We start from the raw sequence: 16801 nt of genomic DNA on the forward strand, positions 1-16801 counted from the left end.
GGCTCGTGTCGAGCCTGACCGGAGCGAAGCTGATCAACCTGTACGGTCCAACCGAAGCGACGGTGGACGTATCGTACTTTGATTGCGAGCCGACGGAAGAATATGCAGTCATTCCGATCGGAAAACCGATTCAAAACATTCGCCTGTACATCGTGAAGGAAGGCACGGAGCAATTGCAGCCGATTGGGGTTGCAGGGGAGTTGTGCATCGGTGGTGTCGGTGTGGCACGTGGGTATCTGAACCGTCCGGAGCTGACGGCCGAGAAATTCGTAGCCGACCCGTTTGCCGGCGGGGAAGCAGGCTATGAACGGATGTACCGCACTGGCGATTTGGCAAGATGGATGCCGGACGGAAACATTGAATATCTGGGCCGGATCGACCATCAGGTGAAGATCCGCGGTTACCGGATTGAGCTGGGCGAGGTCGAAACGCAGCTGCTCCAAGTAGCGTCCGTGCGAGAAGCGGTTGTCATGGCGCGTGCAGACGAAACGGGACAAAAACACATGGTGGCGTACTATGTCGCGGGGCAAGAGCTAGGAGCCAGCGAGCTGAGAAGTGAGCTGGGCCGAGAGCTGCCAAGCTATATGGTGCCGTCCTACTTTGTACAACTGGAGCAAATGCCGCTGAGTCCCAATGGCAAAATTGACCGTAAGGCCCTGCCAGCACCGGAAGGCAGCCTGCAAAGCGGAGCCGATTATGTCGCACCGCGGACGTGGGTGGAAGTGAAGCTGGCGCAAATTTGGCAGGATGTGCTGGGCCTGGCGCAGGTCGGCGTGAAGGAAAACTTCTTTGAGATTGGTGGACACTCGCTGCGGGCGACGACACTGGCCTCGAAGATTCACAAGGAGTTGAACAAGCCGCTTCCCCTTCGCAGCATTTTTGAAGCACCCACGATTGAACAACTGGCAGCCGTTCTGGAAGGTCTGGATCAAGTGGTGTACGCATCCATTCCGGTAACAGAAGAACGTAGCTTCTACCCGTTATCTTCAGCACAAAAACGACTGTATGTACTGCATCAGTTTGATCCAAGTGATGTGAACTACAACATGCCGTCGGTGCTGCAAGTGAGCGGTCCGCTGGATGTGAAACGAGTAGAGGACGTGTTCCGTCAACTGATTGCCCGCCATGCGACCTTGCGTACCCGCTTTGAGCTGGTAGACAATGAGCCGATGCAATGGATTGAAGACAGCGTGCCATTCGAGGTGGAATATACGAAGGTACAGGTAGAGAGTACGACTACGGCTACGGATCAGGGCACAGCTACAGGATTGGATACAACTACAGCTACGTACACGAGGATTAGCGAGGAAGCACAAGAACGGGTACGGCAGTTTATCCGTCCGTTTGATCTAAAAGCTGCACCGCTGCTGCGGGTAGGCTTGGTGGATCTGGGTGTCCAAGGAGTAGAGCAAGAATCCCAGCATTTACTCATGCTCGACATGCACCATATCGTTTCGGATGGCGTGTCGATGGAGGTACTGACCGATGAGTTTGTTCGCTTGTATGGCGGTGAAGAACTGTCGCCATTGCGGATTCAGTACAAAGACTATGCCGTATGGCAGCAAAGCGAAACCCATCAGGAGTGGATGCAGCGTCAGGAAGCATACTGGCTGGGCACCTTCCGGGGCGGAGTGCCTGTACTGGATCTGTCAACCGACTTTGCCCGTCCGGCGGTGCAGAGTACGGCAGGGGATACGATCGAGTTCGTACTGGAGCGTGAAGTGAGCGAACGCCTAAAAGAACTGGCTTCGCAAACAGGTTCAACCCTGTATATGGTGCTACTGGCGGCGTACACTACGCTCTTGCACAAATACACGGGCCAAGAGGACATTGTCGTCGGCACGCCGATTGCAGGACGACCGCATGCGGAGCTCAGTAATCTGGTGGGTGTCTTCATTAACACGCTGGCGATTCGCAATTATCCGTCCAGCGACAAAACGTTCCTGGATTATCTGCAAGAGGTGAAGGAGCATGCGCTCAGTGCTTATGAGCATCAGGACTATCCTTTTGAAGAACTGGTTGAACAGCTGAATTTGACGAGAGATACGAGCCGAAATGCGCTGTTTGACACGATGTTTGAGTTGAAAACCTTGGAGCAGCAGGCGTTGCAGTTGGAAGGTCTGACCTTGAGCTCCTATCCACTGGAAAATCATACGGCCAAGTTTGATCTGACTTTAGATGCAGTGGAGCAGCCAGAAGGCATTCTGTGCAGTCTGGAATACAGCACGGCGTTGTACAAGCCTGAGACCATTGCGCGATTGGCACAGCATTTTGCGGAAATCGTTCGAGCTATTGCATATCATCCACAACAGCCCCTGGCAACTTTGAATATGGTAACCGTTGAGGAAAAGGAGCAACTCATCTACGGTTTTGGAGAAGTGGGAGTAATGGATGGTGCTGCAGTTGAAGTAGGAGCCCTGTTCCATACCTATGTGGAAGAACAGGCACAGCTTGTACCAGATCATGTGGCGGTGGTATACGAGGAGGAGCAGCTCACTTACCGGAAACTGAACGAGCGCGCGAACCAATTGGCGCGGAGATTGCGGAATGAAGGCGTTGGACGCGAGTCGATTGTCGGCATTTTGAGTGAACGCTCGGTAGACATGCTGGTCGGCGTACTGGCGGTGTGGAAAGCTGGAGGCGCATATGTGCCGCTGGATGCAGACTATCCGTCCGAACGCATTCGTTTCATGCTGGAGGACAGTGGTGCGACGGTATTGTTGACCCAAATCGGCTTACAGGAGCAAGCACAGATATGGCTTGGGGAAAGCCGACAGGCCTTGGCCGGAGGGCAGACTGAGGGTGAGTTGGAAACAGCGGCTGGTGCTGAAACGATGGAAAGAGACAGCCTAAATGAAAACTTAGGCTTGAAATCAGATTCGAAGTCTGACAGCGAAGCAGCATCCGAACCGGCAACAGTGCTGCGTCTGCATACCGTACTGGCATTGGACGATGAGTCACTGTACACCGGAGATACGACAGACGTCGATCACATCAACGAACCGCACGATTTGGCGTATGTGATCTATACATCCGGGACAACCGGACGGCCGAAGGGCGTCATGATCGAGCATCGCAGCCTGGTGAATACGGCTGCGGCGTATCGCCGGGATTATCGCCTGAACCAATTCCCAGTCCGACTGCTGCAACTGGCGAGCTTCTCCTTCGACGTGTTCGTCGGGGACATTGCACGGACGCTCTATAACGGCGGCACGATGGTCATTTGTCCGAAAGACGACCGGATTGATTTTAGCCGTTTGTATGGCTGGATTCGCGATGTCCAGATAACCGTGTTCGAATCGACTCCAGCCCTGATCGTACCGTTTATGCAGCATGTGCATGAACAGGGGCTGGACATGAACAGTCTGGAACTACTAATCACCAGTTCGGACAGCTGCAGTGTGACGGACTACCGGGTGCTGCAAGAACGGTTTGGTGCGGATATCCGCATTATGAACAGCTACGGCGTCACCGAAGCGGCGATTGACTCCAGCTTCTACGACGAAGAGCTGTCGAAGCTGCCAAGCAGCGGCCATGTGCCGATTGGTCAGGCGTGGCTGAACGCACGTTTCTACATTGTGGACAGCCAGCTGAATCCGGTGCCGATCGGCGTACTGGGTGAGCTGTGCATTGGCGGAGCCGGGGTGGCACGAGGCTACCTGAATCGTGCAGACCTGACAGCCGAGAAATTCGTAGCGAATCCGTATGTACCAGGTGAACGGTTGTACCGTACAGGCGATTTGGCGCGATGGATGCCGGACGGCAATGTAGACTTTATCGGCCGGATGGATGATCAAGTCAAAATCCGGGGCTTCCGGATTGAACTGGGCGAGGTGGAAGCGCAGCTGCTGACCGTGGACGGCATTCAGAAAGCCATCGTCACCGCCTGGGAAAACGAAGACGGAGACAAGGATCTGTGTGCGTATGTCGTAGCCTCGGAGGCGCTGAATTTGCCGGATCTGCGCAGCACACTCCAGCCCAAACTGCCGGGCTATATGATCCCGACCTATGTCGTACAACTGGATCGTTTCCCGCTGACACCGAACGGAAAAATTGACCGCAAAGCGTTGCCTGCGCCAGAAGCGCGCCTCGAAGGAGGCACGGCGTACGTGGCACCGCGCACACCGCTGGAAGAGCAGTTGGTACGTATTTGGCAAAGTGTTCTGAATCATCCGCAGATCGGTATTAAGGACCATTTCTTTGAAGTCGGAGGACATTCTTTGCGCGCGACAACACTGATGGCGAAAATCCATCAGGAGCTGAATTACAAGCTGGCGCTGCGAGATATTTTCCAATATCCGACGATTGAGCAACTGGTGCAGGTGATGGGTGAAGATCAGACCCAGCAAACGTATGTATCTATTCCTCTGGCGGAGGAGCGTGAATATTATCCTGTTTCCTCGGCGCAAAAACGGATGTACGTGCTGAGTCACCTGGAAGGTGGAGAGGTTAGCTACAACATGCCAGGAGCGTTGATTATCGAAGGTTCCTTGGATAAAATGCGACTGGAACAAGCCTTCCGCCAGCTGATTGCCCGTCATGAAGCCCTGCGAACCCGATTCGAGATGGTGGATGGTGAGGTGATTCAACGGATTGAATCGGGCGTCGCATTCAGCGTGGAGCATGTGCAGGCAAGCGAAGAAGAGACCCAGCAGTATGCCCAAGACTTTGTACGCGCATTTGATCTCGCACAAGCACCGTTGCTGCGGGTTCAGCTGGTGGAAACCGGACCGGAGCGTCACGTCATGCTCTATGACATGCACCATATTATTTCGGATGGCGTCACGGAAGGAATTATCGTGCAGGAGTTCTCTCAATTGTATGAAGGCAAGAAACTGCCGCCACTGAGCATCCAGTACAAGGACTATGCGGTTTGGCAGCATGCAGATATGCAAAGTGAGCGGCTTCGTGAGCAGGAAAGCTACTGGCTGAACACGATGGCTGGTGACATTCCGGTGCTGGATATGCCTACGGATTTTGCAAGACCAGTCGTACAGCGTCTGGAAGGAGCGCGATTGGAATTTGCGATCAGCCTGGAGGACAGCGAACAGTTGAAACAGCTGTCCGCGCAAACCGGCTCCACCTTGTACATGGTATTGCTGGCCGCGTATAGCACGCTTTTGCATAAATATTCGGGACAGGAAGACATTATCGTCGGCACGCCGATTGCCGGAAGACCGCATGCGGAGCTGGAGGGCTTGGTAGGCGTATTCCTCAACACGCTGGCGATCCGCAATTATCCGGCTGGTGACAAAACGTTCCTAGATTACTTGCAAGAGGTCAAAGAGCATGCGCTCAGTGCTTACGAACATCAGGAATATCCTTTTGAAGAGCTGGTTGAAAAGCTGAATTTAACGCGGGATACGAGCCGGAATGCGCTGTTTGACACGATGTTTGAGTTGAAAACATTTGAGCAGCAGGAGTTCGAGCTGGAAGGTCTGACCTTTAAAACGTATCCGACAGACAATCATACGGCCAAATTTGATCTGACCTTGGATGCCGTGGAGCAGCCGGAAGGCATTCTGTGCAGTCTGGAATACAGCACGGCGCTGTACAAGCCTGAGACCATCGCGCGATTGGCACAGCATTTTACCGAACTTGTACGTGCGATTACTCTTCATCCGCAGCAGCCACTGGCAGCTTTGGATATGGTAACTGTCGAGGAGAAGGCACAAATCATCTACGGTTTTGGAGATGTGGGAGTATCGGATGTTACTGCTGAAGCAGGAGGCTTATTCCATACTTATGTGGAAGAACAGACCCAGCTTATACCAGATCATGTGGCGGTGGTGTACGAGGAACAACAACTGACGTACCGCACACTGAACGAGCGTGCGAACCAATTAGCCCGTAGACTGCGAAATGAAGGCATTGGACGCGAGTCGATTGTTGGCATTTTGAGTGAACGTTCGGTCGACATGCTGGTTGGCGTACTGGCGGTGTGGAAGGCAGGAGGCGCCTATGTGCCGCTGGATGCAGATTATCCGTCCGAACGTATTCGTTTCATGCTGGAGGACAGTGGTGCGACGGTACTGTTGACCCAAATCGGCTTGCAGGAGCGTGCACAGGCATGGCTCGAGGAAAGCCAACCTACATCCGAACCCGCAACAGGGCTGCGTCTGCACACCGTACTGGCACTGGACGATGAGTCGCTGTACACCGGAGATACCACAGACGTCAATCACATCAACGAACCGCAGGATCTGGCGTATGTGATCTACACCTCAGGGACAACGGGACGTCCGAAGGGCGTCATGATCGAGCATCGCAGCTTGGTGAATACCGCCGCGGCGTATCGTCGGGATTATCGCCTGAACCAGTTCCCGGTACGTTTGCTGCAGCTGGCGAGCTTCTCCTTCGACGTGTTCGTCGGTGATATCGCGCGGACGCTTTATAACGGCGGCACGATGGTTATCTGTCCGAAAGACGACCGCATTGATCCGAGCCGTCTGTATGGCTGGATTCACGACTATCAGATTACGGTGTTCGAATCCACACCAGCCTTGATCGTACCGTTTATGCAGCATGTATATGAGCAGGGACTGGACATGAGCAGTTTGGAATTGCTGATTACCAGCTCGGATAGCTGCAGCGTGACGGATTATCGGGTGTTGCAAGAACGATTTGGCGCAGATATTCGCATTATGAACAGCTATGGTGTTACGGAAGCGGCGATCGACTCCAGCTTCTACGACGAAGAACTGTCGAAGCTGCCAAGCAGCGGTAATGTGCCGATTGGACAGGCATGGCTGAACGCACGCTTCTACATCGTGGACAGCCAGCTGAATCCGGTGCCGATCGGCGTACTGGGTGAGCTGTGCATTGGCGGAGCTGGGGTAGCACGAGGCTACCTGAACCGTGCGGACCTGACGGCCGAGAAATTCGTAGCCAATCCGTTCGTGCCAGGTGAACGATTATACCGCACAGGTGACTTGGCGCGATGGATGCCGGACGGCAATGTGGACTTTATCGGCCGGATGGACTATCAAGTGAAAATCCGGGGCTATCGGATCGAGCTGGGCGAGATCGAAACGGCGATCCAGCGGGTGCCGGGTGTACGTCAAGCGGTAGTCATCGACCGGACGGATGAGCGTGGACACAAGTACTTGTGCGGATACATCACAGGAGAAGCTGAGCTGCGGATCGAGGAGGTACAGGCCGAACTGGAAGCCGGACTGCCAGCGCACATGGTGCCTGCACGTTTGATGCGACTGGAGACGATCCCGCTGACCAGCAACGGTAAAATCGACCGTAAGGCCTTGCCGGAACCGGAAGGAAGCATCCATACGGGTGCAGCCTATGTGGCACCGCGTACCACGGTGGAGCAAGTACTGGCTGCGGTATGGGCCGGGGTGCTCGGCGTGGAAGCGGTAGGTGCGCAGGATAACTTCTTTGAGCTGGGTGGCGATTCGATTAAGGCCTTGCAAGTATCCTCCCGATTGCTGCAAGCAGGTTATCGACTGGAGATGAAAGACCTGTTCAGTCATCCAACCGTGTCTGCCTTGGCACTGAAAGTTCAATCGGTGACCCGATTGGCGGATCAAAGCGAAGTGGTGGGCGCTGTGAAGCTGACACCTGTTCAACACTGGTTCTTTGAGCAAAACCTGACGGATGCTCATCATCATAACCAGTCCATCATGCTGCATAGCAAGGATGGTTTTGATGAACCGGCCCTGCGCACGGCGATGGATCAAATCGTTAGCCATCACGACACACTGCGGATCGTTTTCCGTCCTACGGAGCACGGATATGAAGCCTGGAATCGCGCAATTGGGGAGGGCGAGCTGTATACGCTGGAACGTATAGACCTCAGCCATGAGACTGAGGTGTCAGCGGCGATCGAGGCTAAAGTGAATGAAATTCAGGCGGGTATTCAGTTAAGCGAAGGACCGCTGGTGAAACTGGGGCTGTTCCATTGCCCAGATGGTGATCATTTGCTGATGGCGATTCATCACTTGGTGGTGGATACCGTATCTTGGCGCATTTTGTTCGAGGATATTACAACCGCCTACGAGCAGGCATTGAACGGACAAACGGCTCGCCTTCCGCACAAAACGGATTCGTTCCGCACCTGGGCGGATGGGCAGTCTCAATATGCGAATAGTCCGGCTATGGCAGCAGAACTTGGATTCTGGAAGGAAATGGAACATGGCGTATATCAGCCGCTTCCAAAAGACGAGCCCCCTTCTCATTCCTTGAATAGGGACAGCGAGAACATGACAGTTACGTGGACAGCTCAGGAAACGGAGCAGTTGTTAAAACAGGCGCATCGTGCCTACAACACGGAGATGAATGATTTGCTGCTTACCGCATTGGGACTGACGATTCATCGCTGGGCGGGCCTGGAACGAGTGCTCGTGAGCCTGGAAGGCCATGGGCGGGAATCCATTCTGCCAGAACTGGATATTACGCGCACCGTGGGCTGGTTTACGACCCAATTCCCGGTGGTGCTGGATATGAGCGTGGGGCAAGACCTTTCACAGCGCATCAAACAGGTGAAAGAAGGACTCCGCCGCATTCCGCAAAAGGGCATTGGCTACGGGATGTTGAGATACCTGTCCGCAGCATGTGAGCCAGAGCGTTTTGTGACCGAACCTGAAATCAGCTTTAACTATTTGGGACAATTTGATCAAGATATGCAAAGTCAGTCCTTTGGCGTATCTCCTTACTCTAGCGGTGCAGAGCTTAGCGCCCATGCAGCCAGAACGCACACGCTGGATATGAACGGACTGATTTCGGAAGGTAAGCTGCAATTGACAATCAGCTACAGCAAGCAGGAATATCGTCGTGAAACGATGGAGCAGTTAGCTGAACAGTTCAGAACCAGCTTGCAGGAAATCATTACGCATTGCACAGGCCGCAAACAGCAAGAACTGACGCCAAGCGATGTCATGCTTAAACATGTAACGATGGCCGAGCTGGATCAATTGGTAGAACGGACTCGTGACATCGGGGAACTGGAAAATGTCTATGCGTTGACGCCGATGCAAAAAGGCATGTTGTTCCATAGTCTGATGGATGCAGCATCCGGGGCTTATTTTGAACAAACGACCTTTGATTTGCACGGACGTTTCCAAGCGGATATTTTCCAGGATAGCTTGAATCATTTGGCGCAGCGGCATGAGATCTTTAGAGCTAATTTCATCAGCGGTTGGCAGGATGAGCCTGTGCAGGTGATTTTCCGCCGCAAGGAGGTTGGTTTCAGATGTGAAGATTTGCGTCATCTGAATGAGCAGGAACGTGACGCGTATGTGCAGGAATTTATTCGCAAGGACAAGGCAGCCGGATTCGATTTGTCCCGGGATGCGTTGATGCGCGTGGCGATTTTACGAACAGGTGATGAGGATTATTATTTTGTGTGGAGCTCTCATCACATCTTGATGGATGGCTGGTGTGTGGCGTTAGTCACGGATGAGGTGTTTGAGGCTTATTTTGCAGCCGTGGAGCATAGACAGCCGAAGCTTGCCCCCGTGACTCCATACAGTCAGTATATTGAGTGGCTTGAAGCACAGGATGAAGAAGCAGCAGCTTCCTACTGGAAGGATTATTTGCTCGGCTATGATCAGCAAACTTCGATTCCGACCGGAAAAGTAGGCGTGAAAGCGGACGATGCCCAATTTGAGCATATCCTGTGTGATCTGGGCAAGGATTTGACTGGACGTATGGAAATGGTGGCCAAGCAGCACCACGTGACCCCGAATACATTGCTGCAAACAGCTTGGGGCTTGCTGCTCCAAAAGTACAACGGTAGTGATGACGCTGTTTTTGGTGGTGTAGTGTCGGGTCGTCCAGCGGATATTTCGGGGATCGAAAACATGGTGGGCTTGTTCATTAACACCATTCCAATACGTATCCGCAGTGGGGCTGAGGACACCTTTGCCGACCTGATCAGAACGAATCAGAAACAGGCGCTGACTTCTCAAGATTATGAAACGTATCCGCTGTATGAAATTCAAGCCTTGACCGAGCAAAAGCAAGACCTGATCAACCACATTATCGTGTTTGAAAACTATCCGGTGGAGGAGCAGGTCGAGCAACTTGGCGAAGGGGCAGCGTCGGACTTTGAAATTCGCAATGCCGGCATGATTGAACAAACCAACTATGATTTCAATCTGGTTGTCATGCCGCAGGAAGCGATGAAAATCCGATTTGAATACAATGCGAAGTTATATGATCGTGAAGCCGTGAAGCGGACTCAGGGCCATCTGATACAGCTATTGGAGCAGGTGGTAGCGAAGCCGGACACTCGGGTGCAGGAGCTGGATATGGTAAGTACGCAGGAGCGCGAGCAAATTCTCCGCGTATGGGGCAATACAGCCGCCGAGTATCCGAGCGAGCAAACGATCCATGGCCTGTTCGAGACACAAACGGCACACACACCGGAACAGCCAGCATTGTTCTTTGAAGGAGAACAGCTGACCTATCGCGAGCTGAATGAACGTGCGAATCGTCTGGCGCGCACCTTGCGTAGTCAAGGTGTGACGAAGGATCGTTTGGTGGGACTGATGACCGAGCGTTCGGTAGACTTGATCGTGGGGATCTTAGGCATTTTGAAAGCTGGGGGCGCATATGTCCCCATCGATCCGACGTATCCGGAGGAGCGTATCCGCTACATGCTGGACGACTCGGGAGTAGAGCTGTTGTTAACGCAAAGCCATCTGGTGGACAAAGTAGCTTTTGATGGTCAGGTACTGGTGCTGAATGGAGCACAAAGTGTGTATCACGAGGATGGTTCCAACCTGGAGCCGTTGTCCGGTCCGAACGATCTAACGTATGTCATTTATACGTCAGGTACGACGGGGCAGCCGAAGGGTGTCATGGTAGAGCATCGTAATGTCGTACGTTTGGTGAAAAATACAAACTACGCGCAGTTGGATGCTGACACGCGCATTTTGCAGACAGGGGCTATTGTTTTCGACGCATCCACCTTCGAAATTTGGGGCGCTCTATTAAACGGTGGACAGCTGGTGCTAGTGAGTCAGGATATCATTTTGGACGTGCTCAAGCTTAAGGAAGCAGTGCGCAGTCACGGTATTACCACGATGTTTCTGACCACACCGCTCTTTAACCAGTTGTCTCAGCAGGATTTGGCGCTGTTCGAGGGGATACGGGAACTGCTGGTCGGCGGTGATGTGATGTCCGTACCACATATGAACCGGGTGCTGGAGGCCCATCCGTCCCTTCGAATCAGTAACATCTATGGCCCGACTGAAAATACGACTTTTTCCACAGTGCATGCGATCACCGGTGTGCAATCGGAATCGGTGCCAATTGGTAGACCGATCCATAATTCAACAGCGTACGTCGTGGACCGTTCGATGCGGCTTCAACCCGTCGGGGTATGGGGTGAACTGCTGGTAGGCGGTGACGGGGTGGCACGTGGATACCGCAACCGTCCGGACCTGACATCCGAAAAGTTCATTGATAGCCCGTTCCGCAGCGGAGAACGCTGCTATCGCACAGGTGACACGGTACGCTTAAATGTGGACGGTACGCTTGAATATAAGGGGCGGATCGATGCGCAGGTGAAAATTCGGGGCTACCGGATCGAACTGGGCGAGGTAGAAACGCAGCTGTTGAAGCTGGAGGCAGTGCGAGAAGCTGTGGTCATCGCACGGGAAGATGAGCAAGGGCAGAAGCAGCTCTGCGCTTATGTGGTCGCCGATGAGGAAGTTGTCGCAAGTGAGCTACGCAGCGATTTGAGCCAGAAGCTGCCGGGTTACATGATCCCTTCCTATCTGGTACAGCTGGAACAAATGCCGCTGACACCGAACGGTAAAATCGACCGCAAGGCTCTACCAGCACCAGAAGACAGCCTGCAAAGCGTAGCCGACTATGTCGCACCGCGGACGTGGGTGGAAGTGAAGTTGGCGCAAATCTGGCAGGATGTGCTGGGCCTGGCGCAGGTCGGCGTGAAGGAAAACTTCTTCGAGATTGGTGGACATTCACTGCGGGCGACGACGCTCGCCTCGAGGATTCACAAGGAGCTGAACAAGCCGCTTCCATTGCGCAGTATTTTTGAAGCACCAACGATTGAGCAATTGGCAGTCGTACTGGAATATCTGGATCAAGTAACATATGCGTCCATTCCAGTAACGGAAGAACGCAACTTCTACCCGTTATCGTCGGCGCAAAAACGACTGTATGTGCTGCATCAGTTCGACCCGTATGATGTGAACTACAACATGCCGTCGGTGCTGCAAGTGAGCGGACCCCTGGATGTGAAGCGGGTAGAAAACGCGTTCCATCAATTAATCGCCCGTCATGCGACCTTGCGTACCCGCTTTGCACTAGTGGACAGTGAGCCAATGCAATGGATTGAGGACACTGTGCCGTTTGAATTGGAATATACAAAGGTACAGGCAGAAGCTGCGACTATGGGTACAGACCAGGACACAACCACGGATGCGGACACGATGGTCAGCCAGGAAGTACAAGAACGGGTGCGGCAGTTTGTACGACCGTTCGATCTGCAAGCTGCTCCGCTGCTGCGAGTAGGCTTGGTAGATTTGGGCGTACAAGGAACCGAGCAGGAACCGCAGCATTTACTCATGCTCGATATGCACCACATCGTTTCGGATGGCGTGTCCATGGGTGTACTGACCGATGAATTTGTCCGCTTGTACGACGGTGAAGAGCTATTACCATTGCGGATACAATACAAGGATTATGCGGTATGGCAGCAAAGCGAAGCCCATCAAGAGTGGATGCAACGTCAGGAAGCGTACTGGCTGGGCACCTTCCAGGGTGAGCTGCCAGTGCTGGATGTACCTACGGACTTTGCCCGTCCGGCGGTGCGAAGTACGGCAGGCGATACGGTGGTGTTCGGATTGGAACGTGAAGTCAGCGAACGGCTGAAAGAACTGGCGGCGTACACAGGCTCCACGCTGTATATGGTGCTGCTGGCAGCGTACACTGCACTCCTACACCAATACAGCGGGCAAGAAGATATCGTAGTCGGCACACCAATTGCCGGACGACCGCATGCCGATCTGGAGCCGATGATTGGGATGTTCGTCGGAACGCTGGCATTGCGGAACTATCCGACGTCAGAGCAAAGCTTCCGAAGCTATGTGGAGGATGTGAAGACGCGTGCCCTGCAAGCTTACGAGCACCAGGACTATCCGTTTGAGGAGCTAGTGGAAAAGCTGAACGTGAAGCGGGATATGAGCCGCCATCCGCTGTTCGATACGATGTTTACGCTGCAAACGACTGAGGAAGGCGAACTGCAACTGGCAAACCTGAGCTTCCGTCCATACGGCCTGGAACAAACGCCAGTCAAGTTTGATTTGATGATGGAAGCTAGAGAGGAAGAGGCAGGCATCCAGTTTGGATTGCAGTATGCAACTGCGTTGTACGAGCGCGAAACGGTAGAACGGATGACGCGTCACTTTGTTCGCTTGGTCGAAGCCGTGGCGGCGAATCCGGATGCGAAGCTGGGAGAGCTGGAGTTGATTACGGCGGAAGAAACCGAGCAGATTCTGAAGGTGTTCAATGATCCGAATGCACATAGCGTGCGTTGTGCTGAACACAGACAGGTGCAAGGCCATTCGCTCAGCGAACGCTTTGAAGAGCAAGCTGAGCGCAACCCTGAGCGGATAGCCGTTGTGTCTGGGGCCACCGCGCTGACCTACACTGAGCTAAATGAGCGTGCGAACCAATTGGCTCGTGTGTTACGAGCGGAAGGGGTCGAAGCAGATCAACCGGTGGGCGTATTGCTGGAACGTTCTGCGGATATTCTGGTGAGCATTCTGGGGGTACTGAAGGCCGGAGGCGCGTATGTGCCGATGGATACGATGTATCCACAGGAGCGCATCGACTACATGCTCCAAAACAGTGGGGCCAAGGTCGTGATTACAAGTAGAGTTGCCAACCTGTCGCTCAGCTTGCCATCCACAGTTCGAGCTGTAGTCTTGGATGACGAGGACGCTCAAGCTCAACTGGGAGCACAGGATGCGAGCAACCTGATCCCTATCGCCGGCCCGCATAACCTGGCCTATATGATTTATACGTCAGGCACCACCGGTCAGCCGAAAGGGGTCATGATTGAGCAGAGCAGTGTTAGCAATCTGGTAGATGCTTTATGGAAACGAGTATACAGTCGTTACGAACAGCCGCTTCATGTCGCATGGCTGTCAGCATTTGTATTTGACGCTTCGGTGAAGCAAATCTTTGCCAGCTTGCTGTTAGGCCACACCCTGCATGTGGTGTCCCGTGACGTCAGTCTGAGCGGAGAGCATTTGATCGCCTACTACCGCACACACCGGATTGATTTGTCGGACGGCACACCTGCGCATCTGCATATTTTGAATGAAAGTGTCAGTGTGACGGAAGCACCGGAAGTGAAGCATTACCTGATCGGTGGCGAAGCATTATCCGTGCAGCTGGTACATGTGTTCCTACACAAATGGACCGGGTATCGTCCGGTGATTACGAACGTGTACGGTCCGACCGAAACGACGGTAGATGCGACCGCTTATACGATTGAAGATATGGAGTCCCTGAACGCACTGCTGGAAAAAGGGGAGCATACGGTATCTATCGGAACGCCGATCGCGAACCAGTCGGTGTACATCCTGAACAGCCAGCAACAACTGGTACCGATCGGTATCGCAGGTGAACTCTATATCGGGGGTGCAGGTGTCGGACGAGGATACCTGAATCTGCCAGAGCTGACGGCAGAGAAGTTTGTCCTGAATCCGTTCGCTGTTGCGGCAGCAACCGATCAAGCGGACAGCACTTACGCACACCGAATGTACCGAACGGGCGACCTGGCCCGGTGGTTGCCAGACGGCAGCATTGAGTATTTGGGCCGGATTGACCACCAAGTGAAAATCCGGGGGTACCGGATCGAGCTGGGTGAGGTGGAAGCGCAGCTGCTGACCGTGGACGGCATTCAGAAAGCCATCGTCACAGCATGGGAAAACGAAGATGGACACAAGGATCTGTGTGCCTATATCATAGCTTCAGCGTCCCTGAGTTTGCCGGAGCTACGGAATGCGCTGCAGCCGAAGCTGCCCGATTACATGATCCCGACGTATGTGGTACAACTGGATCGTTTCCCGCTGACACCGAACGGGAAAATCGACCGCAAGGCGCTGCCGGCGCCGGAAGCACGCCTCGAAGGAGGCCTGGAGTACGTTGCACCGCGGACGCCGCTGGAAGCCAAGCTAGCCCAAATCTGGCAGGATGTTTTGAAGCTGTCCAGCGTAGGAGTCACCGACTCATTCTTTGACGTGGGTGGGCACTCCCTGCGGGCAACGACGCTGGTGGCCAAAATCCATCAGGAACTGGACAGCCGGATTACGCTGCGTGAGGTGTTCCAACACTTTACGATTGAGCAGCAAGCCCAGCTCATAGCTACGCACGGCACAGACACCTATACGGTGATCCCTGCGGCGGCGCAACAGGCATACTACCCGGTTTCCTCGGCTCAAAAACGACTGTACATTTTGAGCCATCTGGAAGGTGGGGATCTCAGCTACAATATGCCGGGTGTATTAACCGTGGAGGGACCGCTTCAGGCCGATCGGCTGGAGGATGCGTTCCGTCAGTTAATAGCCCGCCATGAAACGTTGCGGACTTCCTTTGAAATGGTGGAAGGCGAGGTCGTTCAGCGGGTGTATGATCAAGTGGAGTTTGCAGTAGAGCACTTGCAGGTTAGGGAGTCTGAAGCCGAAGCCTATATCGAGTCCTTTGTACGCAGCTTTGATCTTCGCCAGGCACCACTGCTGCGTGTCCGTCTTATTCAAACCGGACCAGAGCGTCACCTCCTGATGTACGACATGCATCATATTATTTCAGACGGTGTATCGTCGAACAATATCGTGCAGGAGCTGGTACAACTGTACGAAGGGCAGGAATTGGAGCCGCTGCAAATTCAGTACAAGGACTACGCCGTGTGGCAGCAGCAGGAGATGCAGCGTGAGTCATACCAACGCCGGGAACACTTCTGGCTGGAGCATTTAGCCGGAGAATTGCCGGTACTGGATTTGCCAATTGCTTATCCTAGACCTGCTGTTCGCAGCTTCGAGGGTGCGATGTATGAATTTACAGTGGACGCGAATGTATCCGAGCAACTGCACCGAATTGCGACACAAACCGGAAGTACACTGTACATGGTGCTGTTGAGCGCCTACACCGTTCTGCTGTCCAAATACAGCGGTCAGGACGATTTGATCATCGGTACGCCGGTAGCAGGCCGCTTGTTGCCTGAACTGGAGCCACTGATCGGAATGTTCGTCAACACGCTAGCCATCCGGCATCAGCCGAGGGGCAACCAAACGTTCCACAGCTACTTGCAGGAAGCCAGAGATCGTACGCTGCAAGCCTTCGAGCATCAGGATTATCCACTGGAAGAGTTGGTGGAAAAGCTGGATGTAACACGGGATGCAAGCCGTAACCCGTTATTCGACACCATGTTTGTACTGGAAAACACAGAGTCGCCGGAAGCGCAGCTTGAAACGTTGTCCTTCAGCCCGTATGTTCGGGAGCATCGTATTTCCAAATTCGATTTGACTTTGTCTATGAGTGATGAAGATGGGGAGATGAAGGGTTCGTTTGAATATTGCACGAAGCTATTTGGGGCTGACGCTATTGAGAGATTAACCAGAGATTTGATAGCGATCCTGTCCCAGATTGGAATCGATCCAGATTTGCTGTTAAGCGATATTCAGGTGAACTCGGACGAGCAGCCGGAAGGCTTCTCACCGGATTCCATCGACTTTGTTTTCTAAAATGCAATGATTTCACTTTGCGTGTGCAGAGGGTGGCGGCTTGTCCGACTGCCCTTGCCTGCAAA

Annotated in this window: 1 protein-coding gene (cut by a window edge); it reads left to right on the forward strand. The window is 53.5% G+C overall.

Annotation, left to right across the window (positions count from 1 at the left end):
* Nucleotides 1-16736 carry the final stretch of a non-ribosomal peptide synthase/polyketide synthase gene (locus NSQ57_RS12190; RefSeq protein ID WP_342426098.1) on the forward strand. 25474 nt of this gene lie to the left of the window's left edge, so only the last 16736 of its 42210 coding nucleotides appear in the window; the start codon falls outside the window, past its left edge; it ends in the stop codon at nt 16734-16736.
* Nucleotides 16737-16801: the final 65 nt, after the last annotated feature.

Source organism: Paenibacillus sp. FSL L8-0502 (assembly GCF_038593055.1).
In the GTDB taxonomy this organism is placed as follows: Bacteria; Bacillota; Bacilli; order Paenibacillales; family Paenibacillaceae; genus Paenibacillus; species Paenibacillus polymyxa_D.